Genomic DNA, 26,336 nt, shown 5'->3' on the forward strand with positions numbered 1-26,336 from the left:
CACAAAAACGCAATAACGGGCAGCCATCCTACGCACTACCGACGGAAACGGACTATCTGACCGGGAGGGAATTGGGGAGAATGGAACAAGCACACTGGCACCAATTAAGCAATGAACAGCTTTCAACAAGCCTGGAAGTCGACCCGAAGCAGGGTCTTTCGGAGGAACAGCTTGCGGAAAGAAGAGAAAGGTCGGGATGGAATGAGCTGAGCGAGGGGAAGCGTGTCTCGCCGATCCTGCTGCTGCTGAATCAGTTCAAGGATTTTATGATGCTCGTACTGATGGGAGCCACACTGATATCCGGCCTGCTCGGCGAATATCTCGATGCGATCACCATTATTGCTATTGTTGTGCTGAATGGAATTCTTGGTTTTGTGCAGGAGTTTAGAGCGGAACGTTCGCTTCGGGCTTTGAAGCAGTTGTCTGCTCCAACCGCTAAAGTGCTGCGGGGAGGCAAACGGATTCAGGTTCAGGCCAGAGAGCTGGTACCGGGTGATATCGTGCTATTGGAAAGCGGCGACCGTATTCCCGCAGATATAAGATGGCTGAGCACAAACGGATGCGACGTGGAGGAATCCGCCCTGACTGGCGAATCGGTCCCAGTGAGCAAGCATAGCCGCCCTATTCATGCCGCCGAGGTACCGCTGGGAGATCAAAAGAACATCGGCTTTATGGGCACCATGATGACCAGAGGTACAGCTCAGGGAGTTGTTATTCGTACAGGTATGAACACGGAAATGGGCAAAATCGCAGACTTGATCCAAAATACGGAGTCTCAGGAAACCCCGTTACAGCACCGACTGGAGCAACTGGGCAAAATTCTGATCATCGTTGCGTTAGGGTTAACCGTGCTCGTCGTCGTAGCAGGCATCCTGCATGGACAGCCAGCGATGAGTATGTTTCTGGCTGGGGTGAGCTTGGCTGTAGCGGCTATACCGGAAGGCTTGCCTGCCATTGTGACGATTGCGCTCGCCTTGGGTGTGCAGCGTATGATCAAACGCAAGGCGATTGTGCGTAAGCTGCCTTCCGTTGAAACGCTCGGATGTGCGTCTGTCATATGCTCCGACAAAACTGGTACGCTGACCCAGAACAAAATGACGGTTACCAAGCTATGGGTGGACGGTCGCTTCTGGGGAGTGACGGGAGAGGGCTATGACCCGCACGGACATATTATGGACAGGGATACTCCTGCGGATCTCAAAAACGGACAATCACTTCGCAGACTGCTGCAAGCCAGCGTGCTGTGCAACAACGCAGAAATTGTTCAAGCCGACATGGATGAGCTGCGTTCGAAAAAGAAAGCCAAGGAGGCGACGCCGACCGCTGTTTGGGAGCTGAAAGGCGACCCGACGGAGGGGGCGCTTGTCACTTTAGCCGCCAAGGGCGGGGTTACGCGTCAAGGGCTGTATGAGCTGTATACACGAGAACGCGAATTTCCTTTTGACTCGGAGCGGAAACGGATGTCTGTACTTGTACGGCATCAGGGAGGGCATATCGTCTTTGCCAAAGGCGCGCCGGATGTGTTGTTAGGTCAATGCTCCTACATTTTATGGGAAGGAAATGTCGTTCCACTGACGGGTACGCTGCGCCAAAAGGTGCTGGCAGCCAACGAAGGAATGGCCTCGGAGGCGCTGCGTGTACTCAGTGTCGCTTACCGGGATATCCGCTCGCATGAGCGCGTCGTCTCGGTGGAAGAGGCTGAGACCCAGCTCATCTTCATCGGCCTTACGGGCATGATTGATCCGCCGCGCCGCGAGGCAAGGGAAGCCATTGGCAAGTGCCGTCGTGCTGGCATCCGTACCGTGATGATTACGGGCGATCACGGTACCACAGCCGAGGCTATTGCGCAGCAGCTAGGCATTTTTCAGCGCGGCTCGCATGTGCTGACCGGACAGCAGTTGTCTGTGATGGATGATGCGGCGCTGGATAAAGCAGTAGATATGGTCTCCGTCTATGCGCGGGTGTCCCCGGAGCATAAGCTGCGGATTGTCAAATCGCTGCAAAGACGCGGGCATGTCGTAGCCATGACTGGAGACGGCGTGAATGACGCGCCAGCGATCAAGGCATCGGACATTGGTATCGCGATGGGCATTACGGGAACGGATGTGACCAAGGAAGCGGCTGCGCTCGTGCTCAGCGATGATAATTTCTCGACGATTGTAGCGGCGATTGAAGAAGGACGGAACATTTATGAAAATATTCGTAAATTTATCCGTTATCTGCTTGCCTCCAATGTCGGTGAAATTTTAACGATGTTTTTCGCGATGATGGCCGGTCTGCCATTGCCGCTACTTCCGATTCAGATTTTATGGGTGAACCTGGTGACCGACGGACTTCCGGCGATGGCTCTGGGTGTGGATCAGCCGGAAAAGGATCTCATGGAGCACAAGCCACGCGGTGCAAAGGAAAATATTTTTGCCCGTCGTCTCGGCTGGAAAATCATTAGTCGCGGCCTGTTGATCGGCTTATGTACGCTTGCTGCGTTCTGGCTGACGTTGCGTATCGCTCCTGATAACGCAGCACAACTGGTCAAGGCACAGTCGGTTGCCTTCGCCACATTGGTGCTGGCACAGCTCATTCATGTGTTTGATTGCCGCAGTTCCCGTTCTATTTTCCACCGCAATCCATTTCAAAATAGTTATCTCGTACTTGCCGTGCTGTCCTCAGTAATATTGATGCTGGTGGTGATGTATGTACCTGTGCTGCAACCTATTTTCAAAACGGTGCCGCTTGGCTTCCGCGAATGGGCGCTTTCCATTGTCGCTGCCGGCATTCCGACCTTCCTGATGGGGGCGGGAAGCGTATGGGGCGGCAGACGCAATCATCGTCATGGGGGACATACCCGCTTCGCTTCGGGACGCACGAAGTTTTCGGCGTAAGCTCCCGGCTCAATCCGGGAACAGACCTATATGTATCACTTTTCCCTTTTTGCCCTGTATGCTATCATGGAACCAAAAGCTTCATAAAGGAGCATGAGATTAGCAGCAACGGCGGGGGGAAGCTATGGAATTCACAAAAATGCACGGATTGGGTAATGATTTTATCGTTTGGTTTGGGCATCAGGAATTGCCGCCTGACGCTTCGGAATTGGCTGTTCGGCTGTGTGACCGACATTTTGGTGTCGGCGCTGATGGTCTGGTATATATACTGCCATCTGAAAAAGCGGATTTCTGCATGCGCATTATCAATTCGGACGGCTCGGAGGCTGAGCAATGTGGAAATGCCATCCGTTGTGCAGCCAAATATGTGTATGACCGCAAGCATATCAGCCGTGAGCAGATCACGATTGAAACGCTGGGTGCAGGTGTGCAGCAGGTCGAATTGACCGTAGTGGACGGACTTGTACGTCAAGTGAAGGTCGATATGGGAGAACCGATTCTGGATGGCTTGAAAATTCCAACCACGCTGGATCTGGCTAGTGTCATCAACCGGTCCATCGAAGCTGGAGGCAGCGGCTTTCGTTTTACAGCTGTATCCATGGGCAATCCGCATTGTGTGATTTATGTTGAGGATGCACCTGGCTTTGATCTGGAAGCCTGGGGGCCTAAGCTGGAATGCCACCAGCTGTTCCCTAAAAAAACAAATGTCGAGTTTGCTACGGTACGAAGCCGGGACCAAATTGACATGAGAGTATGGGAGCGGGGAGCCGGGCCTACGTTGGCATGTGGAACCGGAGCCTGTGCTACGCTTGTGGCCTCTGTATTGAACGGATACAGCGACCGCCGCGCGATTGTCAGCCTGAAGGGCGGCGATCTGGATATCGAATGGAACGAGAATGACAATCATGTATATATGACAGGTCCGGCTGAGGTTGTGTACGATGGACGTTTGTCCTGAAATAAGCGAATACAGCCTGCGATATAGAATGATATAGGTAAGTGTGATGAAGACCTAAGCAGGTCTTCTTTTTTTGCCTTTTTTCGTGTGAAATGAAGGAAATACGGGGAGAGAAGCAACATTCTGTCTTTTTTTGACGTCTGAACCATGTATAATATAGAAAATGAGAAAACGATAAGGAGGCCGTTCATGGTGCGGAAATTTCGTTGGATTTCAGCGTTCGCAGCCCTTATATTTGTAGTCGCCGCGCTTCCGGCTCAGGCCGCGACCGTTCCTGCTACTATGGAAAAAACGACTGATAAGCAGGTCGGCTCGTTAACCCCTACTGTCGTGAACCGTTTGGAAAAGGCAGTACAAGAACTCATCGGTACGAAGACGGAATTTCAATTTGACGATGTGACGGATATGGGTAAAACCTGGATTGTCGAGGGCGGGCTGGAGGATGGAACAGCTACGTTTCAGACGGAATATAATAAGGAAAAAAACAGAGTGGATTCTACAACCGTTCGATATAAAATAAGTAGCTTGGCAAAGGCGATGGATGCGCCACTCAAAACTAAAGTGCTGAACAGCGCCAAAGCGTTTGACAGCAAGCGTCCTATGCAATTTGAGGCATTCTGGCGGGTCAAATCCCCTTACCAGTCTAACAAGCCTTCGAATTATTGGGTATTCTGGGGTGCAGGGGAAAAGGTTTCCTCGCTGTACGTTGATGTGGATCGCGGCAACAGCATCACCATTAATGCCGACTACCCGCTGAAGCAGGTGGACCCTGTGTTGCTAAACCGTGCAGCGAACAGCTTCAAGCGCGTTAGCGGACAGCGTATCACGGTGCAGCATGCTTTGCGTTACAAGGACGAGGCAAAGGGGCTTTCTTATTGGTCGTTTGAGGATGCAAACGAGGCGAGTGAGGTCAAAATTGGTGCAGTGACCGGCAAAGTGCTGGCTGTGTCCACCTCAGGGGTGGATTGGAACGATGACGCGGATTTAAAAAAATCGTTTGCCAGCCCGAGATATACGGCCTCTGAAGCTTTGAAGCTGGCCAAGCCCAAGGTTCAACTGTTATTTAACATCAATTTATCCGATTATAATGTGGGAATCCAAGGAAATGCATATACATTTTCCAAAAAGCAAAAGGGAGCACCCTCTATTGTGGGTAAAGTGAATAAAAAAGGAACTTTTTACGCTTTTTCTCTTCATTCTTCGGATGGGAAATTGAAATAAATGTAGTAGAAAATAGAAATGGTGAGTAAGTTGCTTCGCTCCTGATCGTATAATAATGGGGAGTGGGGCGGCTTTTTTTGTTTTTGGCTTATGTTTGCAGTCTCTTTATGTTACATTAGTATGAAAATAAAGAGCGGGGTGGAGAAGAGGACATGAAACCGGATTTGCGTACTGTGCTGGATCGTGAAATTATTGTCGGAGACGGCGCAATGGGAACCTTTTTATATCAGCTTGGATTTCCGGTAAATACATCTTACGAAGAGCTGAATATCACATCGCCTGACGTCATATCAGACGTGCATCGTCAATATGTACAAGCGGGAGCACGGTTGCTGGAGACCAATACGTTTTCTGCAAACGATTATAAGCTGGCCCGCTTCGGGCTGGAATCCAAGGTGGAAGAAATTAACCGTGCCGGGGTGAGAATTGCCAGAGCAGCGGCTGGCCCGGAGCATTATGTGGTGGGTGCGGTAGGCTCCATATGCGGTGGTAAAAGGCTTAACATATCCAAGGTAGAACTGGCACGTAACTATGATCAGCAGATTGATGCACTTCTCTCCGAAGGGGTAGATGGCATTTTGTGCGAAACTTTCTATTCGCTGGATGAAGTGCGCATTGCGCTTCGTGGTGTACGTAAATATAGTAATATTCCGGTGATTTGTCAGTTCGCGGTCGATCAGGTTGGTCGTACACAGGACGGTTTTTCGGTGGCAGATGCTTTTACGGTGTTGCGTAATGAGGGGGCGGATATCCTCGGATTTAACTGCCATTCCGGTCCGCAGGGGATTATGAGCGTGATGGAGCAACTGGATGGTCCACTATCAGTACCGCTGTCGGTATATCCTAATGCGGGTCTGGCGGATTATGTGGATGGTCACTATGTGTATGGTGCATCCCCTGAATATTTTGGGGAATGTGCGGCTTCCTTCGTAGAGCTGGGTACGAGAATCATCGGTGGCTGCTGTGGAACCACACCAGAGCATATCGCAGCGATTTCTAAAGCTTTGAACGGTTTGCAGCCTCCTCCGCTGGCTCCAAGAGACTTACTCTCGGATGCGCCAGTCATTGTGGCTGAGCCGGAACAGATTGCACGTGAAGGGGAAAGAGGCAACGGTAGAAACACCAGTGAACCTAACATTGTGGAATTGGTCAAAGAGCGGCATACGGTCATTGTAGAGCTCGATCCTCCACGCGATCTGGACATTACGCGGTTCATGCAAGGGGCACAGGCGTTGAAAGCGTCAGGGGCCGATGCGCTTACGCTGGCAGACAATTCACTTGCAGTTACTCGCATGAGTAACATGGCGCTTGGACATCTGGTGAGCCTTGAAACGGGCTTGCGCCCGTTAATTCATATTGCCTGCCGTGACCGTAACCTGATTGGTACCCAGTCCCATATGATGGGCTTTGATGCGCTAGGCATTGATCATGTATTGGCCGTTACGGGAGATCCGGCGCGGTTTGGTGATTTGCCGGGTGCCAGCTCGGTGTATGATATGACTTCTTTTGAAATTATACGTATGATCAAGCAGTTGAATGACGGTATCGCTTTTTCTGGAAAGCCACTCAAGCAAAAAGCTAATTTTGTGGTGGGTGCCGCCTTTAATCCCAATGTCAAGCATTTGGGTAAAGCTGTGCAGCGGCTGGAGAAGAAAATTGCTTCCGGTGCGGATTACATTATGACCCAGCCTGTTTACGACCGCGAACTGATTATAGCCATGGCGGAACAGACTCGTCATTTGGAGGTGCCGATTTTTATCGGTATTATGCCGCTGGCCAGCGGGCGCAATGCGGAGTACTTGCACAACGAGGTACCCGGCATTCAGTTGTCCGACGAGGTTCGTGCGCGTATGTCTGGTCTGGAGGGTGCAGAAGGCCGCGCAATGGGCGTAACCATTGCCAAGGAGCTGCTTGATACGGCGATGGAGCATTTTAACGGTATCTATTTAATGACTCCATTTATGTTCTATGAAATGACGGCGGAGCTGACTTCTTATGTATGGCAAAAATCCGGCCGCGTGCAGGCCCCCTTGTTTCGACTATAATAATCAATTACAATAGTATAATGGATGTGATGCCGATGTCATTGAGTATGACCGGATACGGTCAAGCCATCCTTCATTATGAAGGCTATAAAGTGCGCTTGGAGCTGAAATCGGTGAATCACCGCTATTGCGAAGTGATGATGAGGATTCCACGCGAATGGACTCGTTATGAAGATGGCTTGAGAAGAACGGTTCAACAGCAGATCAAGCGCGGCCGTGTCGACGTCTTCATTCACAGGGAACGTGATGAAGAACAGATACCCGTCGCCCGGTTGAATGACACTGTAGTGCAGGCTTACTTGCATGCAGCGGAGCAGCTGGCGGATCGATACGGTGTGAAGGGAACGTTGGGTATAAGCGACATTCTTGCGTTGCCTGACGTTCTGGGTGAGCCCGGTGAGGCTTGCGATGGAGAGGAAGAGGGCTGGGAAGAGCAGCTTCAGCAAGCTTTGAATGAAGCATTGCAAGGACTGCTGGACATGAGAAGGAGAGAAGGCGGGCATTTGGCGAAGGATGTGGAATCCCGCATTTCGCGTCTGGAATCCCTGCATCATGAAATGACGGTGCTGGCTCCTCATGTTGTGAGCGACTACCGTAATAGGCTAAAACACAGGCTTACTGAGCTTCAGGACGGTTCATTTACGCTTGATGAGCATAAATTCGGAATGGAGATTGCTTTATTCGCGGATCGCAGCAGTATTGATGAGGAGCTTACCCGGCTTCAAAGTCACTTTGGGCAATGCAGGGGATTGCTGCTGTCGGACGAGCCAGCCGGCCGCAAATTAGATTTTTTAATCCAGGAAATGAACAGGGAAGTCAACACGATCGGCTCAAAGGCCAACCATCTTGCGCTAGTTAATTTAGTCGTCGAGATGAAGGCGGAGCTGGAAAAAATTCGTGAGCAGGCTGCAAACATCGAGTAGCTACCTGGTAGCGGCACGGCTGCAATAGTCACATGTATAGGGGGAAAGACCTGAATATGGCAATCAAATTGATAAATATTGGCTTCGGCAATATCGTGTCGGCCAACCGAATTATCTCCATCGTCAGTCCGGAGTCTGCTCCGATCAAGCGGATTATACAAGAAGCTAGGGACCGTCATATGTTGATTGACGCTACCTATGGCCGCCGGACACGGGCTGTTATTATAACGGACAGTGATCATGTGATCTTGTCTGCGGTGCAGCCGGAAACGGTCGCTCATCGACTATCCACTAAAGATGATGACAATGACGAATAAAAATGGAGTGTACTATGGCTAAGGGATTATTATTTGTATTATCCGGACCTTCGGGTGTCGGCAAAGGAACGGTAGGCAACGCACTGCGTGAAAAACTGCCGGAATTGACATACTCCGTTTCCGCGACAACCCGCTCGCCCCGCATGGGTGAACAGGATGGAGTTAACTACTTTTTTAAGTCGCGTGAACAGTTTTTGGGCATGATTGAACGGGATGAGCTGCTGGAGCATGCAGAGTACGTCGGTAACTATTACGGCACTCCGCGTGATTTTGTAGATCAGACGCTTGCGCAGGGAAAAGATATTTTTCTGGAGATTGAGGTTCAGGGAGCGCTCAAAGTGAAGGAGAAATTTCCTGATGGCATTTTTATTTTCCTGCTTCCGCCTTCGCTGGATGAATTGAAGGACCGGATTCGGGGACGGGGTACAGAAACTCAGGCAACCATTGATCACCGCATGTCGGTAGCTGTGGATGAAATGAATCTGTTGCGTCACTATGATTATGCGGTTGTCAATGATGAGATTGATTTCGCTTGTAAACGAATAGAATCCATTATTATCGCCGAACATTGTAAGGTCCATCCATAAACGAGGACTTTACATATGCCAAGCGTATTTAAAGAGAAAATTACTATACAAGCTGAACTCGGAAATGTACACTGGAGTTCAGCTTGTATAGTCCCAAAACTACATGAAGAGGTGTCTATTCGTGCTGTATCCTTCCATTGATGAAATGATGAAAAAGGCAGATAGTAAGTATTCGTTGGTTGTAGCGGCTTCACGCCGTGCCAGACAGTTGCGCGAGGGTGAAAAGACGACTCTCAAGAATCCTAAATCCCACAAGCAAGTTGGAGTGGCGTTGGAAGAGATTTACGCGGATCATCTGCGTCTTGAAAGCGGCGAAGACGAATAAGAATTATAGACAATTATTATAACCGGGCGCAATGCCAATTCCTTTGACAACCGCAAGGTTGTTATTTTTTTCGGTCAGGGGGAGTTAACGATGTTGAAGGGGAAAGTTATTATTCTTGGTATTACCGGCGGAATTGCAGCTTATAAAGGGGCTGCGCTGTGTAGTAAGCTAACGCAAAAGGGAGCCGAGGTTCATGTTATTATGACGGCATCCGCGAAGGAGTTTATTACCGAGCTTACGCTTCAGTCGCTCTCTCGTAATCCGGTATACAGTGACACGTTTGATGAAAGAGAACCGTCCGTCGTATCCCATATTCATTTGGCGGACAAAGCGGATCTGGTGTTGGTTGCTCCTGCAACCGCGAATATCATCGGTAAAATGGCGCATGGGCTTGCCGATGATATGCTGTCCACAACGCTACTGGCTACGACAGCACCTATTATGGTAGCACCTGCTATGAACGTGCATATGTACACTCATCCCGCAGTAATGCAAAACATGGAGACGCTCGTATCCCGCGGTGTCATGATGATTGAACCGGGTGAAGGATTGCTGGCTTGTGGTTATGTTGGCAAAGGGCGACTGGAAGAGCCTGAAACCATCGTACAAACGGTAGAACGATATTTTGAACAGCAAGAGCAGGAAAGTAAGGGCGTCACCAACAAACCGGAGCCACGTTGGTTTGGCGGAGAAGCTGTGGATTCGGGTGGACAATCGCAACGCTCGCTGCTGAATGGCGATGAACGGCTGCTGTCAGGCAAAAAAGTGATTGTAACTGCTGGGGGCACGATCGAGAGGATTGATCCGGTACGTTATATAACGAATGATTCTTCCGGTAAAATGGGCTTTGCCATCGCAAAAGTAGCTCAGGAGTTGGGTGCCGATGTGCATTTGATTGCTGCAAATACAAGCGCGGAGCCTCCTGTGGGCATTTCGATTGAAAGAGTTCAGTCCGCTGACGACATGTATAGCGCTGTGCTCAGACAGTGGGAAGATAGCGATTTGGTCGTGATGGCTGCTGCGGTTGCAGACTATCGACCGCGTGTGGCGGCACAGACCAAGATCAAAAAGAAGGATAGTACATTTACGCTGGAGTTAGTGAAGAATGTCGATATTCTGGAATCACTCGGACGGAGCAAGAAGCGTCAATTTTTAATCGGCTTTGCTGCGGAAACCGGGAACCTGGAGACGTATGCCATGGATAAGCTGGAGCGGAAAAATTGTGACCTTCTCGCAGCTAACGATGTAACTGCTGATGGAGCAGGCTTTGGCGTCGATACGAATGCTGTACAAATTTATGACCGCGGCGGGATGGTAGAACGTATTCCTGTGCAGTCGAAGGAAGAAGTAGCGCGTAAGCTGCTTACGATAGCGGCTGAACGTATGGGCGGGGTGCTGCATTAATGGAAATGGGCAATTTAGTTGCCAAAGTCATTGTCGATGTGCCCGCCAAGGATACGGATCGTACTTTCGATTATCTGATCCCGGAGTCGATGCGGCCATGGATTGAGCCGGGTAGCCGGGTTGCAGTGCCGTTCGGCAAACGGACGGTGCAGGCTTTTGTCATCTCGGTAGTACCTGCTGAGGAGCCGCCGAAATATCGGATGAGGGCAATACAGGAGCTGCTGGATTTGGTGCCGCCCTTGTCTCCGGATCTGGTAGAACTGGGGAAATGGATGAGCGAACGCTATGCCTGCAATCAGATTATGGCGCTTCAAGTGATGATTCCTACAGCGTTAAAAGGTAAGGCCGAACGTTATATTTCTATCGCTGAGCAGCATGAGTTCACAGATCATTCACCTGCTGCTGACGTTTTGAATTACGGTTCAGAAGCGGATACACATCGAACTATGCGGCCGGATATGAGGGGAGAACCCGAATGGGCTCTCCTTACCGATGATGGCATGAGCGATCCGGCTGAACGCCAGATTGTCAGCTTTATTCAGGAGAAGGAGCAAGTCCCGCTTCAGCAGCTAAGCCGCCGTTTCCCCGAAGAAGCGGAGGTTATTAAATCGCTGTTGCGCAGGGGGGTGCTTCAGGAGAGTCAGGTTATTAAAGACAAGCTTGGCAAGAAGACCATGAAAGCCGTGGACTTGGCTATGAGCATAGAAGAGGCATCAGCGGTGCTGGAACAGTTTTCGGCCAAAGCGCAGCGTCAGCGGGAGGTACTTGCTTTTTTGCTGGAACGTAGCGAGTTTCTGCCTCTGCCGCTGAAGGAAGTCATGACCTCGCTTAGTGTATCAGCCGCAACGGTCAAGGCGCTGGAGGATAAGGGCTATGTGGTGCTTGAGGACGTAGAGGTGTTCCGCGATCCTTATCGGGGTAGAAACTTCAAACCTACGCAGCCATTGCCGCTCACCGAAGAGCAGCAATATGTGTATGAACGGATCATTCGGCAGTTGGATACGCGTGAGCAAGGAGCTTATTTGCTCCATGGAGTTACGGGCAGTGGTAAGACGGAAATTTATTTACAGACGATTCAGCGCTGTATCGAGCAGAATCGTCAGGCGATTGTACTGGTTCCGGAAATATCGTTAACACCACAAATGGTAGAGCGCTTTAAAGGTCGCTTTGGCGATCAGGTGGCGGTGATGCACAGCAGACTGTCCGGGGGCGAGCGTTACGACGAGTGGCGCAAAATACGCGAGGGTCGTGTGAAGGTGGCGATTGGCGCTCGCTCGGCTGTATTTGCGCCTTTTCGTGAACTGGGTCTTATTATTATGGATGAGGAACATGAAACCTCCTATAAGCAGGAAGAGACACCCAAATACCACGCGCGTGACGTGGCCGTACGCAGAGCCCATCAGCATGGAGCTGTGGTTATTCTCGGCTCGGCTACGCCGTCGCTGGAAAGCTATTATGCAGCCCGCTCGCAAAGCAATGACGAGTTTGCGCCGCTGCTGCTTGAGATGCCGACTCGCGCACTAGGGAACTCATTACCCGAGGTGCATATCATGGATATGCGCGAGGAACTGCGCGCTGGCAACCGTTCCATGTTCAGCCGCGCATTGCATAACGGAATCGCAGAGCGGCTGGAGCGCAAGGAACAGACAGTATTGCTGCTGAATCGGCGCGGACATTCCACGTTCGTCATGTGCCGTAGCTGCGGCTATGTGGCGGGTTGCCCGCATTGCGATATTTCGCTCACATATCATCAGCGTTCGAATAATTTACGTTGCCATTACTGCGGCTATTCCGAGCCCGTGCCTCAGGTCTGCCCGGAATGCGGTAGTGAGCATATTCGCTACTTCGGCACAGGTACCCAGCGAGTGGAAGAGGAACTGGCAAAGCTGTTTCCCGGTATACGTGTCGTGCGGATGGACGTCGATACAACGACAGAGAAAAATGCCCATGAAAAGCTGCTCAAGCAATTTCGTGATAAAAAAGCGGATGTACTGCTCGGCACCCAAATGGTTGCCAAAGGACTGGATTTTCCCGATGTGACGCTGGTAGGTGTCATTACTGCGGATTCGGCGCTTAATTTACCGGATTTTCGGGCTGCGGAAAAGACATTTCAGTTGTTAACACAAGTAGCTGGACGCGCCGGAAGGCATCAATTGCCTGGGGAAGTGTTTGTGCAAACCTATACGCCGGAGCATTATTCGGTTATTCACGCGAGTCGGCACGACTACGGATCTTTTGTCAGGGAAGAGTTAAAACACCGCCGTAATCTGCATTATCCACCGTATTGCCGTCTCATTTTGGTGACTTTTTCTCATGAACAGCTCCCGGTACTGGTTCGATTGGCTGAGAACTATTCAGCCACTCTACAGGGGAGGGCAAGACAAAGGGGCTGGTTGGGCAATATGGATCGGCTTACATCCGATGTGCTTGACATTCTGGGGCCTGTAGCTTCACCGATTTCGAGAATCAAGAATAGATACCGATTTCAATGTATGATAAAATGGCGTGGAAATATAGATGCGATTGGTCTGGCTCAGCAGGTGGCTGATGAAATGGCGGAATCTGCACAGGCCCAAAAGCTGCTGATCAGTCTGGATGTCGATCCGCAAATGCTTATGTAGCGTATCGCAAAAGTTTTCGGCACAGTTAATGCGGACAAGCCGTCCGTACATAGGATAATGTAGCAGTCGCGCTTGTTGTGAATACGACGAAGCTTAAATGAAGGATAAAGAGGAAGGTGTTCTATAGTCATGTCAATTAGAATTATAGTGTTGGAACCGGATGATGTGTTGCACAAAGTAGCAAAGGAAGTTACTAAAATCACACCTAACGTGCAAAAGCTGCTCGACGATATGGCAGATACCATGTATGAAGCGGAGGGAGTGGGTCTTGCTGCTCCGCAGGTAGGTATTTTGAAGCGACTAATCGTTGTAGATGCTGGAGATGAGCACGGTTTAATTAAAATGATTAATCCTGAAATTGTGTCCGAAGAAGGCGAGCAATTTGGTGCGGAGGGCTGTTTGAGCATTCCTGGCTTAAATGGTGATGTGCGTCGTGCCGAGAAGGTAACTGTCAAAGGGCTGGACCGCGATGGTAAGGCCATTACAGTGACAGCGACCGGATTGCTTTCTCGTGCTTTTCAACATGAAATTGACCATTTGAACGGAGTTTTGTTCACGGATATTGCGGAAAAAGTATATGAGGTTGCTCCGGAACAGCCAGGACCGAACCGTCAGACAGGAGAGTGAGGTTCGATGAGTCAAGACATTCGTATCGTCTTTATGGGCACGCCGGATTTTGCTGTGCCTTCGTTGAACATGCTGCTGGACAATGGCTACAACGTAGTCGGTGTCATTACGCAGCCGGATAAGCCGCAGGGACGAAAAAAAATATTGACGCCTACGCCAGTCAAGGAAGCAGCAGAGAAGCGCGGGTTGCCCGTGCTTCAACCGACCCGCCTGCGCCAGCCGGAAGCAGTGGCTCAGGTAGCGGAGCTGCATCCTGATCTGATCGTGACAGCGGCCTATGGGCAGATTTTGCCTAAATCCGTATTGGACTTGCCCCGTTTCGGCTGCCTGAATGTGCATGGTTCGCTGCTTCCCCGTTATCGGGGAGGGGCGCCAATTCAGCGTGCCATTATTAATGGCGAAACCGTTACGGGCGTGACACTGATGTACATGGCGGAAGGACTGGATACCGGCGATATGATATCGCGGGTTGAGGTTGCTATTGAACCGGAGGATACATCCGGTACGATTTTTGAGAAGCTGAGCATAGCTGGATCGAAGCTTTTACAGGATGAGCTGCCCAAGCTGCTGGCAGGGAAATCGGGTCGTACACCGCAAAACGATGATGAGGCAACCTATGCCCCGAACCTGAACCGCGACGATGAGCGTATTCCTTGGAATGATAGTGCGCAGCAAATATACAACCGGATTCGCGGGCTGGTCCCGTTTTCCGGTGCGTTTACGCTGTGGGAAGAAAATGTTTTTAAAATATGGGCGGCCGAGCATCCTTCCATCCATAGTGATGCAGATGGTGCAAATGCTCCGGTACCCGGGACAGTTCTGCAATTGACTGCCCGTGGCATTGAAGTACAGACGGGCAATGGTACCATATGGCTGACACAGGTGCAGCCGGCAGGCAAGAAGGTTATGGAAGCCGGGAACTTTGCGCGTGGCGGCCAGATGAAGCCGGGCACGGTGCTCGGGTGAGCGGCGGTCACTCCCGTCAGGGAGGCCAAGGCAGGGAGGATGGTGCTAGAGCAGGCAAAACTCGTAACCAGACGGCTAGGGAAGTTGCACTGGACGTACTGACAGGGGTTGAGCAGGAGGGTGCATACAGTAACCTTGAGCTGAACCGCCGACTTCAACAGGCAGGTTTGTCCGCGAGTGACGCTGGCTTGGCGACGGAACTTGTATACGGTACAGTTGCACGCCGGAATACGCTGGATTATTTTTTGAACAAGTTTGTTCAGAAAGGAACGGCCAAGCTTCAGGCTTGGGTACGTTCGTTGCTGCGAATGAGTGTGTACCAGATCGTATATCTGGATCGTATCCCGGATCATGCAGTCGTTAGTGAAGCAGTTACCATTGCCAAGCGGCGTGGACACCAAGGGATTTCGGGTATGGTCAACGGCGTGCTGCGCAGCATGCTGCGTGAGCCGGACAAGCTTCGCATTCCTGACGGGCTGTCAGCCGAGGAACGGATTGCATTGGAGCATTCCCATCCACAGTGGCTGGTTAAGCGCTGGATCAATCAATACGGTGTGGGTATTGCGGAAGCCATCTGCCGCGCTAATAATGAGCCACCTGCGGTCAGCGTGCGGGTGAACACGACAATGACCAGTCGTGATCAACTCTTGAACGATATGATTGCGAAAGGGGTGGATGCTGTTCCATCGGCGGTTAGCCCTTACGGAATTGTCGTTCGCAGCGGCGGAAATATGGCGCTCACTTCCTGGTATACAGACGGTTTGCTGTCCGTGCAGGACGAAAGCTCCATGCTCGTCGCCGAGGCGGTTGCGCCTGAGCCGGATATGCTGGTACTGGATTGCTGCGCTGCTCCGGGCGGCAAAACAGCTCATATGGCTGAGTTAATGAAGGATCAGGGCCGGATTATCGCCAACGATCTGCATGCTCACAAACATCGGCTAATCCAGGAACAGGCAGATCGGCTAGGGCTGGATGCCGTGGAAACGGTCACCGGGGACGCACTTGAGTTGAAAAGTCGTTATGCTCCGGCATCATTTGACCGCGTCTTACTGGACGCGCCATGCTCCGGTTTTGGAGTGATCCGCCGCAAGCCTGACTTGCGCTGGAGTAAAACTCTCCAGGATGTTCGTGACATCACGCAGCTCCAGCATGAGCTACTGGACAGCGTAGCTGAGCTTTTGAAGCCGGGCGGTATTCTGGTGTACAGTACATGCACAATTGAACCGGATGAAAATGAGGGACAAATCACTCGCTTTTTAAGTGAGCATCCCGAGTATGAGCTGGCAGAAGGACATTCCTTCCCGGACGTAGCTGACGGCATGGACCATGCTCAGCCAGGCTCGGTACAGCTGTTGCCGCAGCATTTTCACAGCGACGGATTTTATATCGCGCGTCTGCGTCGGGTGAAGTAGTTCGTAAGAATCCCGCAGGCTGCCAACCACCAACATTTCCACATTCCGCCGGATATCATCCGGCGGTTTTTGCATTGGGACGAAAAATTTTTACCCTCTCAGGGATTTGTGCTAAAATAGGAAGAATGAAAAACACTGTCTGTGAGAATTAAACAGAACTTAATGAAGAAGGAACGGGTGCAAACATTGATGAAACCTTTTATATATGATTTAACTCTGGAGGAGTTGCAGGACTGGGTCAAGCGCAATGGCGAGCCTGCTTTTCGCGGAGGACAAATTTTTGATTGGCTGTATGTGAAGCGGGTCAATGATTTCAGTGAGATGACGAATTTGTCCAAGTCGCTGAGAGAGAAGCTTGAGGACCAGTTCAGCTTTGTGACGCTTCATGAAATTACAAAGCTGGAATCGAAGGACGGTACGGTAAAATTTCTGTTTGGTCTGCATGATGATCATGCTATCGAGACAGTTATTATGAGACACAATTACGGAAACAGTATTTGTGTAACGACTCAAGTGGGCTGCCGAATCGGCTGTACATTCTGCGCTTCGACGCTTGGGGGACTCAAACGTAACCTGACCGCCGGTGAAATTACCGCGCAGGTCGTTCAGGCACAGAAAATTTTGGATAAGACGAATGAGCGTGTGAGCAGCATCGTGATTATGGGCTCGGGTGAGCCTTTTGAAAATTATGAAGCGACCATGACATTTTTACGTACGATGATTCATGAAAAGGGCCTGAATATTGGTCAGCGTCACATCACGGTATCGACCAGTGGTATCGTGCCGAATATTTACAAATTCGCGGACGAGGATACCCAGATTAATCTGGCAATATCCATTCATGCGCCTAATGATGCGCTTCGTTCGAAGCTGATGCCTGTAAACCGGCGTTATCCTTTTCAGGATGTTATGGAATCGCTTCGTTACTATCTTGCTAAAACAGGCCGGAGAATTTCGTTTGAATATGCCTTGATTGGCGGAGTGAATGATCAGGCGGAACATGCCGAAGAACTGGCGGACGTGCTGAAGGACATGCTGTGCCACGTCAACCTGATTCCGGTTAACCATGTGCCTGAGCGCAAGTATGTGCGCACATCGCGCAGCGATATTTTCAATTTCCAGCGCATTCTTGCCGAGAAAGGCGTCAATGTGACGATCCGGCGTGAACAGGGTCATGATATCGCCGCTGCGTGCGGCCAGTTGCGTGCAAAGCATATGGAGTTGGGGTGAGACCATTTGATCAAAACAGTTCATGTCAGCCACGTCGGACGTGTACGTTCGGTGAATGAGGATTCTGCCTGGATTAGGCACTTGGAGCAGGGATATATTCTGGGAATTGTTGCCGATGGCATGGGCGGGCATTTGGCCGGTGATACGGCCAGCCGCCTCGCGGTAGAAACACTTGCCGCTGATTTGGCGACGCTGGAAAGCGGGTTATCCGCGCACTCTTTGACAGCGGCGCTTAGCGACGCTATTTTGCATGCTAATGAAGTCATCTTCCAAACGGCTGCCCACGATGACAAGTATCATAATATGGGGACAACGGTTGTAGCCGTTTTGCTAAACGATGCCTCCGGGATTATCGGACATATCGGGGACAGCCGTGCCTATGTGATTTCTAATGGAGTGGTACGTCAGATTACGGAAGATCACACACTGGTCAATGAGTTATTCAAAAACGGTCAGATCAGCAAGGAAGAGCGGGAGAACCATCCCCGTCGCAATGTGTTAACACGGGCGCTGGGCACTGATTCCGAGGTGCAAGTGGATATTGACTCCGTTTCTCTGGAAAAAGGCGATGTGCTGTTACTGTGCAGCGACGGGCTGAGTAATCTGGTGACGGAGGAGCAAATTAGTAAAGTAGTAGGTGCCGCCGAGAATCCTCTGGAGGAACGAGCGGATCGTCTGCTGCATCTGGCTCTACTTGCCGGAGGCGACGACAACATCACAGTAGCTTTGTTTGAATTGCCCGATGACACAGTTTCATTGAGTGAAAAGGGGTGTGACGCATGATCGGGCACCTGCTTGGGGGAAGATACGAAATTATTGAGCGCATCGGCGGCGGCGGTATGGCGCTGGTGTACAAGGCTCAAGACATTTTGCTGAATCGTAATGTGGCGGTCAAGGTGCTGCGTCAGCAATTTGTCCATGATGATGAATTTATTCGCCGGTTTCGGCGTGAGGCACAGTCTGCGGCCTCGCTTTCCCATCCGAATGTGGTCAGTATTTATGATGTCGGCCAAGAGGATGAAATCCATTATATTGTAATGGAGTGCGTGGAAGGAAAAAATCTGAACGAAATTATTAAGGAACGTGCCCCGCTGCAAGTGGATGAAGCGGTACGGATCGCTTCTCAAATTTGTGACGCATTGGAGCACGCTCACCAAAATCAGATTATTCACCGGGACATTAAACCGCATAATATATTGATCGGGCGCAATGGACGGGTCAAGGTAACCGATTTTGGGATTGCCAGAGCTGTCACGTCAACGACGATTACCCAGACAGGCTCTGTGGTGGGCTCTGTCCATTACTTTTCACCCGAGCATGCGAAGGGAGTCGTCACCGGCGAGAAATCGGACTTATATTCTCTAGGGATTGTCTTATACCAAATGCTGACGGCGCAACTTCCTTTTCTGGGAGAAAGTCCGATCAGTGTAGCACTCAAGCATCTGCAAGAGGAATTTGAGGAACCGCGCAAAATTAATCCACTGATTCCGCAAAGCGTGGAAAACGTCATTTTAAAATCCATGCGCAAAAATCCGGAGGAACGTTATCAATCTGCGGATGAAATGCTAAAAGACTTGGAGACATGCCTGTTGCCGGGACGCCGTAATGAATCCAAACTGGAATTTACACATTTGGATGACGAGGATCAAACGCGGGTTATTCCGGCTATTAAGCCTCAGCAAATGGGCATGTCCTCCAGTGGAGACGACGAGCCTGCCCAATCTGGCGATTCTGAAAAGCTTCAGAGCAAGCAAACGGCTAAAAAAAGTAAAAAGAAGCCGATCTTGTGGATAACGTTGGTGCTCGTGTTGCTTCTTTGCATGGGTGGCGTAGTGTACTATGTGCAAAATTTGCTCGTCGTCCCTGACGTTGTAGTGCCGAATGTGGTGACCAAGACTGAGGATCAGGCCAAACTGCTGATCAGTCAGTCCGGGTTGGTCATTAAGGACCCAATTAAGCATGAATATAAGGACGGGGTTGCACCCGGAGTTGTTTTCTATCAGAGCTATCCAGAGAAATCTGTGGTTAAGAAGGGAACGGAAATTGAACTGAAAGTCGGGATTGCCAAGCCGCTGACTCCGATGCCGGATGTCAAAGGACAGAGCTATGATGCTGCTGTTAAGCTGTTGACCTCCCAGCAGATTAAGGAGACACAGATTCAGCGGAATGAGCAGTTCAGTGATCAGGCCGTGGGAACCGTCCTTAGTCAGACACCAGCGGCGAATGAGTCCTTTGATAAAGATACGGTACAGGTGGTGCTGACGGTCAGCAAGGGCGCTGCTACAGTGAAAATGCCAAATCTGGTGGGCAAGACGCAGAAAGAGGCTGAAAATGAAGTCAAAGGTGCTGGATTGAAGGTTGGCTCGGTCAAAGAGGAATTCAGCTATGAGCAGGAAAAAGGCAAAGTAACCAAGCAATGGCCGTCAGAGCCCGGTAGTGATTTGCCTCCAAATACGGAAATTACGTTTTATGTAAGCACCGGTTATCCGCCAGAAGCGATTACCTTGCCATTTAATGTGCCGGTTGCGCCGAAGGAAGAGGGTAAAAACAGCAAGATTCGTATTACTTATACGGATGCACGCGGAGAAAACCAGGAATGGGGAAGCCGTACAATCAACACGACACAAGTATTCACTATTAATCTGTTGCTGGCTCCGAACAAGGATAGTGTAGTTTCAGTATACAGAGATGGACAGTTTGTTGATACGTATCCCGTTTCTTATATTGATGCAAAGAATGGCACGGTGACGATGCCTCAAATCGCTCCGCCAGCTGGAACTACGCCGACAGATACGCCAGATGGTACTTCTTCACATAATGGCAATGGAAGTGGCGAACAAGGGAATAGCGGGGATATTTCAAATGATGGTAATACCGGGGGCGACTCAAGCAATCAGGATGGCACCAATAGCAATGGTGAACCGTCCGCTTTTGCCCCCCAAACGGGTTCTACAAGCGTAACGAGTGGTGAGCTTACAAACCATTCAGGTAAGGGAAAGGGCCTCCACAAAAAAAAGGGTGAAGTCATTGAGGCTGTAAAGCATCAATAATCATGCCGGAGGTCAGTACAATACCCGTTATTCGTTTTCACTATTCCTAAACACTTAAAGGAGGACGGCTTACACATGCCTGAAGGTCTGATCGTCAAGGCGCTCAGCGGATATTATTATGTCTCCAGTCTGGATCAGAATGGGCGGCCGGTATCCGGCGAAGCTACGGTGCAATGCAGAGCACGCGGAATTTTTAAGAAAAAAGAGATTACGCCGCTTGTCGGCGACCGGGTCGTTTATGAACTGACTGAAAACGGGGAAGGTATGGTTAATGAGATTCGGAAGCGCACGACGGAGCTCATTCGCCCGCCAGTGGCTAACACTACGCTTGCTGTACTGTTGTTTTCCCTACGTGAGCCGGATTTAAATCTGCCGTTGCTGGACAAATTTTTGGTGCATATTGAGCACGCCGGGCTGGATACGATTATCTGTCTGACAAAGCGCGATTTGTATGAGGGCAGTCCTTCGGAGGATGAGACGGTTTTGGCTGTTCAGAAAATATACCGGAAGATTGGTTATGAGGTGCTGGTGACCAGTGCCCGTAACGGGGAAGGTACGGCTGAGCTTAAGAAGCTGTTGGCTGGTCAAATCAGCGTGTTTTCCGGGCAGTCAGGTGTTGGGAAGTCTTCTATGCTTAATGCGCTGGAACCAGGCTTAACGCTGGAGACGAGTGCCATTAGCAATAAGCTGGGGCGGGGACGACATACGACTCGTCATGTGGAATTAATTCCACTCGACAATGGCGGTTTTGTAGCAGATACACCGGGTTTCAGCCAACTGGATTTCCTGGAGCTGGGTGTGGATGAGTTATCTCCATGTTTCCGTGAATTCCAGTCGTATGCAGAAGGATGCAAGTTCCGGGGCTGTACCCATATTCACGAACCTGGCTGTAAAGTGAGAGAGGCCTTGGCAGAAGGACATATTTCGCAGGGCCGATATGATAACTATTTGCAGTTCTATCAGGAATTAAAAGAAAAAAAGCGGAGGTACTGAGCATATGTTAAAAATAGCACCGTCGATCTTATCCGCTGATTTTGCCCGTTTGGGCAGTGAAGTTGCGGAAGCTGAAGCAGGAGGAGCAGACTGGATTCATGTGGATGTCATGGATGGTCATTTTGTATCAAACATTACCTTAGGACCTCCTATCGTTCAGGCTATTCGTCCGCATACGAGTCTTCCTCTGGATGTTCATCTGATGATTGAGCATCCTGAACGTTACATTGGCGATTTTGTGAAGGCAGGAGCCAATATCGTCACCGTTCATGCCGAGGCTTGTGTTCATCTGCACGGGGTCATCCATTTGATCAAGCAGCAAGGTGCTCTTGCGGGTGTGGCCCTCAATCCGGGCACTTCTCCATATGCGATCAAGGAAGTGCTGCCCAATGTAGACATGATTCTGGTTATGACAGTTAACCCTGGATTTGGGGGGCAGTCTTTTATTCCGGAGACGTTGGATAAAATCAGACAGATTCGCACATGGTTGAATGAAATCGGCCGTCCGGATGTACATATTGAGGTAGACGGAGGCATTGCGGAGGAGACGGCACCAGCCGTATTTGAAGCAGGGGCTGATGTTCTGGTGGCTGGTAGTGCGGTATTCGGCAGAGCGGACCGCGGAGCGGCTATTGCGGCTATTCGGGACAGTGCAGCTCATCATTCGTCCAAGTGAAGCTGACCGAAGCGCTGTGGATGACGGTAGGGAGTATGGTGACAGGTGTGATCCTAAGTTGCTTCTCGCTGGTGAAATCTCCTTGGAATGCCCTTCTTTCCCTCGTTGCCGTTCTGATTGTGCTGTTTTATTTTCGTAAAAATGAACGGCGCGGTTTACGTATCGGCTTTGTAATAAGCAGCGTGCTTTATTATATCCTATTTATTTTCATACTCTCAGCATATCTGTATGTTCGTGGACTTGTCTAATGGTATAGCATGGGATAGATGTGCATAAATATGGTTACATGAGCGGGATTCTCATGTAGCCTTTTTTTGTATGGCAACAACCCTTGACAGGTTGCATAAACTACAGAGAACGGATGCACGAGGATGATGGGGAGGGTGAAGCATGAAGTTTTATACAATCAAGCTACCAAGATTTCTGGGTGGGTTCGTCAAAGCCATTCTGAATACATTCCAGAAAAGCTGAATTGCACGTAACGTACACACAGGATGCAAAATGAAGAGTAAGGTACACAGGGCATGCTTCCCGGGCACAACGACAGACAGGTAGCTCGACAGCAAACGGCAGGAACGCGCGGGAAGATGCCTGACATTTTGACATCATGGGCCCAATGGACGTAACATTTTGAATAACCAAAAAAGCACCCGTTTAAAACGAGGTGCCTTTTGTTTATAACGTTATTTTTTTACGACTACACGCGAGTTACTTTACCGGCTTTCAATGCACGAGTGCTGACATAAACGCGTTTCGGTTTACCGTTAACGAGAATACGAACTTTCTGTACGTTGACGCCCCAAGTACGGCGATTACGGTTGTTAGCGTGAGATACGTGGTTACCGGTGCCAGGCTTTTTGCCTGTTACAGAACATTTACGAGACATGATTCCACCTCCTATTCTGAAAATAACCAAGTTCCGTACGGAACGGGTCGCTCTTCAGGCCGACTGGGTCAGTCGGACTTTGTAAGTCACTAACCTGAACAAAACAATACTTATATATAATATCATAGTCAAAAAAGCTCCGTCAACCGATTCAAAAACTTTATTTATTTATCTTACGCATTATAGTACAATATGGGATAGCTATTGCTGTGAATATTCTTGTAATAGTTGGAATGTGAATTCTTATTCCAGTCATGCCGGACAGATCAGAGGCGGAACCATATTTATCATTCCAGCCGATGTTTCAATGTCGGGTGGTTGACTGGTTTTTCATATATAGACCTGTGGAAGGCCGACCAGGCCGTGGGTACGATAAGCTTACGAAAGTGTGACATTCGTATTCGTCGTCTGGCTTTAGTATAATTCAATTGAACCTGTCCGCACAGATGAACATGACGATGCGGAAGGTTGATGGCAAAACAAGTGTATTAAGCTAGGAAGGGGAATTCTCTTGAGTAATCGTTCTTTGAATGGAACAGATTTTACCGCAATGGTTTTAGCCGGGGCGGAACAATTACAGCAGCATGCGGAACACGTCAATTCACTTAATGTATTTCCGGTGCCGGACGGTGACACAGGAACTAACATGAATTTGACGATGAGCGCGGGCGTAACAGAATTAAAGAGGGGGGATTCTTCCTCCATCGGTGTCATGTCCGGCATATTATCCAAAGGTTTGCTGATGGGAGCCCGCGGCAATTCAGGGGTTATCCTGTCTCAGTTGTTCCGTGGCTTCAGCCGTTACGCTGCCCCATACGAGGAATTGAATACCCTTCAGTTCGCATCGGCATTGCAGAGCGGGGTGGATGCGGCCTACAAGGCGGTGGTTAAGCCGGTGGAGGGTACAATTCTTACCGTGGCGAAGGAAGCGGCCAAGCATGCTATGTTTTTCTCACGCCGGACAAATGACATTACTGAACTGATGGAAGAAGTGCTTGCCAAAGCGAAGGAAACGCTTGCCATGACGCAGGACATGCTTCCGGTACTGAAGCAAGTAGGGGTTGTGGACTCGGGTGGACAAGGACTTGTGTATATTTATGAAGGGTTCATGCAGTATCTTGGAAGCGGTTTGGTGACAGCTCCAATTGTAAAAGGGGAGAATGTACGCACTGCTTATGCTCCTCATGTATCCGAGAGACCGATGGCGCAAGCGATTGCTCCTTCACCGGATGCACCGATTTCGGCGCAGGCGAAGCTTGAAACGGAAAATATTGAATTTTTATATGATATGGAATTTTTTATTAATCGACAATTGGGAGAAGCCCAAGGTACGGACTTTGATGAGGAAGCCTTCCGGAAAGCGTTATCTGTGGATGGAGACTCTATCATTGTTATTTCTGACGATGATGTTATTAAGGTTCATGTTCATTCCAAGGCTCCGGGCGAAGTGTTGAATCTGGCGCTACGTTACGGGGAAATTACACAGATCCGTATTCTGAATATGCGCGAGCAGCATCGTGATTTGTTGTCTGCGGGTATGGATGGCGCTCCTGAGCCTGAGTGGTTTGCTGAAATACCGGCAGAGCCTGCACGTGAGGAGGAGCCATCTGAGCCACCGGCTCATGAGCTGGCACCCTATGGTTTCATAGCAGTGGCTTCAGGCGAAGGGATTGCTGATATTTTCAGAAGCTTAGGTGTGGATGTTGTCCTTTCCGGTGGTCAGACGATGAATCCGAGTACGGAAGACTTTGTTAATGCGGCTCGGTCGATTGCGGCGCAGCACATTTTTATCCTGCCGAATAATTCCAATATTATTCTGGCGGCAGAGCAGGCCCGTGAACTGCTGGAGATGGAGCGTCTGGTGTCGGTTATTCCGAGCAAAACGATTCCTCAGGGTATTGCTGCGGCATTCGCTTTTCAGGAGGAAGAAGCCTTTGAGGCCAATCAGGACAGCATGCGGGACGCGGTCAGCCGTGTGAAATCAGGGCAGGTAACCTATGCAGTACGGGATACGACACTTGATGACCTGCACATTACGGCCGGCCATTATATCGGTATTCAGGATTCCAAAATTGTAGCGACTGAAGAACAATTAATTGCAACGGCTCGTCTTTTGCTGATCAAAATGTTGGTGAATGGCGATGAGATTGTTACGATTCTCACAGGTTCGGATGCGAAGCAAGAAGATACAGAGCAGCTCGTTGCATGGCTTGAAGAAAATTATTCGGATGCTGAAGTGGAAGTTCATGAAGGCGGTCAGCCGATTTATCCTTACCTGTTTTCGGTGGAAACTTGATGGGCTGTAGAGCGTCCATAGAAGCTCACCACAAAAGGAGGTCTGACCGATGAGCAACACCATCATTGTGACCGATAGCACGGCTGATATTCCACAGGAACTGGTAGACCGTCTCGGGATAGTCATTGTGCCGCTGACGGTGATGTTCGGAAACACGACTTACCTTGACGGCATTGAGATGTCTGCCGCGCAATTTTATAGCGAACTGGTACGGGCTGATGGGCTACCTACGACGTCACAGCCTTCACCAGCCCGCTTTTTGGAGACATTTACGACGCTGTTGGAGCAACATCCCGAGAGCCAGATCGTTTCCATCCATTTGTCTTCCGGCGTGAGTGGAACGTATCAGTCCGCTCTGCTGGGTAAATCCATGCTGGAGAAGCATGAAGACAGAATAACCGTGCTAGATTCCAAATTGGCCTCGTACGGATATGGTATGCTTGTGGTCTATGCGGCAGAGCTGGCGGCTTCCGGGCACTCCCCGACTGATATCGTTCAAGCTTTAGAGCATCGTCAGGAACGTCTTTGCTTGTATTTTCTGGTGGATACGCTGGAATACTTGCAAAAAGGGGGGCGTATCGGCAAAGCAGCAGCCATGATTGGCACCCTGCTCAATATTAAGCCGATTCTCTCGATGGACAAGGAAGGTATCATTTATTCGGCAGACAAGGCAAGAGGACATAAAAAAGCGACAGCACGAATCATTGAATTGCTGGAGCGGGATTTAAAGGGCCAAAAAATTAATATTGCTGTAGGCCATACGGCAGATCGTTCGGCAGCAGAAGCTTTCGAGGCACAGTTGGCAGAACACTTTGAGCTGGGAGATCGAATATATACGGAAGTTGGCGCCGTGATCGGAACCCATGTGGGACCTGGAACAATTGCCATTTTTGCATGGCCGGCCGGAGATGAGAGGTAAT

The 26,336-nt window shown here is 50.0% G+C and carries 23 protein-coding genes; 22 read left to right on the plus strand and 1 reads right to left on the minus strand.

From position 1 onward, the window contains the following. Nucleotides 1–80: 80 nt before the first annotated feature. The 20 genes from ACWXW9_RS08830 to spoVM all read left to right on the plus strand — a co-directional run bounded on the left by ACWXW9_RS08830 (nucleotide 81) and on the right by spoVM (nucleotide 22,705). Complete coding sequence (locus ACWXW9_RS08830) at nucleotides 81–2,879, plus strand: calcium-translocating P-type ATPase, SERCA-type (RefSeq protein ID WP_494929097.1); 2,799 nt, start codon at nucleotides 81–83, stop codon at nucleotides 2,877–2,879. Between the two features lie 124 nt (nucleotides 2,880–3,003). Continuing rightward, the gene (gene dapF / locus ACWXW9_RS08835) at nucleotides 3,004–3,837 is read left to right on the plus strand and encodes a diaminopimelate epimerase (protein WP_494929098.1); all 834 of its coding nucleotides are present in this window, start codon (nucleotides 3,004–3,006) and stop codon (nucleotides 3,835–3,837) included. A gap of 192 nt (nucleotides 3,838–4,029) precedes the next feature. Then, nucleotides 4,030–5,058 carry a hypothetical protein gene (locus ACWXW9_RS08840; protein WP_494929167.1) on the plus strand — a complete coding sequence of 343 codons (1,029 nt, stop codon included), beginning with the start codon at nucleotides 4,030–4,032 and terminating at the stop codon, nucleotides 5,056–5,058. A 152-nt stretch (nucleotides 5,059–5,210) separates the two neighbouring features. After that, a complete protein-coding gene (locus ACWXW9_RS08845) occupies nucleotides 5,211–7,103 on the plus strand; it encodes a bifunctional homocysteine S-methyltransferase/methylenetetrahydrofolate reductase (protein ID WP_494929099.1) in 1,893 nt (630 codons plus the stop codon). A gap of 35 nt (nucleotides 7,104–7,138) precedes the next feature. After that, nucleotides 7,139–8,026, plus strand: a complete 888-nt coding sequence (locus tag ACWXW9_RS08850) for a YicC/YloC family endoribonuclease (protein ID WP_494929100.1) — start codon at nucleotides 7,139–7,141, stop codon at nucleotides 8,024–8,026. Between the two features lie 56 nt (nucleotides 8,027–8,082). Next, entirely contained in the window at nucleotides 8,083–8,343 is a 261-nt protein-coding gene (gene remA / locus ACWXW9_RS08855; protein ID WP_005548256.1) for an extracellular matrix/biofilm regulator RemA, read from the plus strand. 14 nt (nucleotides 8,344–8,357) lie between these two features. Further along, a complete protein-coding gene (gene gmk / locus ACWXW9_RS08860; protein WP_044649102.1) occupies nucleotides 8,358–8,930 on the plus strand; it encodes a guanylate kinase in 573 nt (190 codons plus the stop codon). 121 nt (nucleotides 8,931–9,051) lie between these two features. After that, nucleotides 9,052–9,255, plus strand: coding sequence for a DNA-directed RNA polymerase subunit omega (rpoZ, locus tag ACWXW9_RS08865; protein WP_013310893.1), 204 nt, complete (start codon nucleotides 9,052–9,054; stop codon nucleotides 9,253–9,255). A 90-nt stretch (nucleotides 9,256–9,345) separates the two neighbouring features. After that, nucleotides 9,346–10,659 carry a bifunctional phosphopantothenoylcysteine decarboxylase/phosphopantothenate--cysteine ligase CoaBC gene (gene coaBC / locus ACWXW9_RS08870; RefSeq protein WP_494929101.1) on the plus strand — a complete coding sequence of 438 codons (1,314 nt, stop codon included), beginning with the start codon at nucleotides 9,346–9,348 and terminating at the stop codon, nucleotides 10,657–10,659. After that, nucleotides 10,659–13,280: a primosomal protein N' gene (gene priA / locus ACWXW9_RS08875; protein ID WP_494929102.1), complete on the plus strand. Its 2,622-nt coding sequence runs from the start codon at nucleotides 10,659–10,661 to the stop codon at nucleotides 13,278–13,280. Before coaBC ends, priA begins: the two co-directional genes overlap by 1 nt. A gap of 129 nt (nucleotides 13,281–13,409) precedes the next feature. Continuing rightward, entirely contained in the window at nucleotides 13,410–13,907 is a 498-nt protein-coding gene (gene def / locus ACWXW9_RS08880; RefSeq protein WP_014282297.1) for a peptide deformylase, read from the plus strand. A 6-nt stretch (nucleotides 13,908–13,913) separates the two neighbouring features. After that, a complete protein-coding gene (gene fmt, locus ACWXW9_RS08885; protein WP_494929103.1) occupies nucleotides 13,914–14,873 on the plus strand; it encodes a methionyl-tRNA formyltransferase in 960 nt (319 codons plus the stop codon). Then, nucleotides 14,870–16,285, plus strand: a complete 1,416-nt coding sequence (gene rsmB / locus ACWXW9_RS08890) for a 16S rRNA (cytosine(967)-C(5))-methyltransferase RsmB (RefSeq protein ID WP_494929168.1) — start codon at nucleotides 14,870–14,872, stop codon at nucleotides 16,283–16,285. The genes fmt and rsmB overlap by 4 nt, the downstream gene beginning before the upstream one ends. Before the next feature lie 189 nt (nucleotides 16,286–16,474). Then, the gene (gene rlmN / locus ACWXW9_RS08895) at nucleotides 16,475–17,515 is read left to right on the plus strand and encodes a dual-specificity RNA methyltransferase RlmN (RefSeq protein WP_494929169.1); all 1,041 of its coding nucleotides are present in this window, start codon (nucleotides 16,475–16,477) and stop codon (nucleotides 17,513–17,515) included. 6 nt (nucleotides 17,516–17,521) lie between these two features. Further along, nucleotides 17,522–18,298 (plus strand): Stp1/IreP family PP2C-type Ser/Thr phosphatase, encoded by a 777-nt coding sequence (locus ACWXW9_RS08900; protein WP_494929104.1) that lies wholly within the window; start codon nucleotides 17,522–17,524, stop codon nucleotides 18,296–18,298. Then, the gene (gene pknB / locus ACWXW9_RS08905; protein ID WP_494929105.1) at nucleotides 18,295–20,565 is read left to right on the plus strand and encodes a Stk1 family PASTA domain-containing Ser/Thr kinase; all 2,271 of its coding nucleotides are present in this window, start codon (nucleotides 18,295–18,297) and stop codon (nucleotides 20,563–20,565) included. The genes ACWXW9_RS08900 and pknB overlap by 4 nt, the downstream gene beginning before the upstream one ends. A gap of 75 nt (nucleotides 20,566–20,640) precedes the next feature. Next, nucleotides 20,641–21,558, plus strand: a complete 918-nt coding sequence (gene rsgA, locus ACWXW9_RS08910) for a ribosome small subunit-dependent GTPase A (protein WP_494929106.1) — start codon at nucleotides 20,641–20,643, stop codon at nucleotides 21,556–21,558. Nucleotides 21,559–21,562: 4 nt separating this feature from the next. Next, complete coding sequence (gene rpe, locus ACWXW9_RS08915) at nucleotides 21,563–22,234, plus strand: ribulose-phosphate 3-epimerase (RefSeq protein WP_134913646.1); 672 nt, start codon at nucleotides 21,563–21,565, stop codon at nucleotides 22,232–22,234. Beyond that, a complete protein-coding gene (locus ACWXW9_RS08920) occupies nucleotides 22,231–22,482 on the plus strand; it encodes a hypothetical protein (RefSeq protein ID WP_494929107.1) in 252 nt (83 codons plus the stop codon). Before rpe ends, ACWXW9_RS08920 begins: the two co-directional genes overlap by 4 nt. A 142-nt stretch (nucleotides 22,483–22,624) precedes the next feature. Next, complete coding sequence (gene spoVM, locus ACWXW9_RS08925; RefSeq protein ID WP_014282289.1) at nucleotides 22,625–22,705, plus strand: stage V sporulation protein SpoVM; 81 nt, start codon at nucleotides 22,625–22,627, stop codon at nucleotides 22,703–22,705. A gap of 226 nt (nucleotides 22,706–22,931) precedes the next feature. Here the strand turns inward: spoVM and rpmB are convergent, their stop codons facing one another. Next, nucleotides 22,932–23,120, minus strand: coding sequence for a 50S ribosomal protein L28 (gene rpmB / locus ACWXW9_RS08930; protein ID WP_014282288.1), 189 nt, complete (start codon nucleotides 23,118–23,120; stop codon nucleotides 22,932–22,934). A 511-nt stretch (nucleotides 23,121–23,631) separates the two neighbouring features. Here rpmB and ACWXW9_RS08935 point away from each other — a divergent pair. Next, a complete protein-coding gene (locus tag ACWXW9_RS08935; protein WP_494929108.1) occupies nucleotides 23,632–25,416 on the plus strand; it encodes a DAK2 domain-containing protein in 1,785 nt (594 codons plus the stop codon). Nucleotides 25,417–25,465: 49 nt separating this feature from the next. Then, nucleotides 25,466–26,335: a DegV family protein gene (locus ACWXW9_RS08940; protein ID WP_494929109.1), complete on the plus strand. Its 870-nt coding sequence runs from the start codon at nucleotides 25,466–25,468 to the stop codon at nucleotides 26,333–26,335. Nucleotide 26,336 lies beyond the last annotated feature (1 nt).

The organism is Paenibacillus sp. LT-B23, assembly GCF_059417685.1.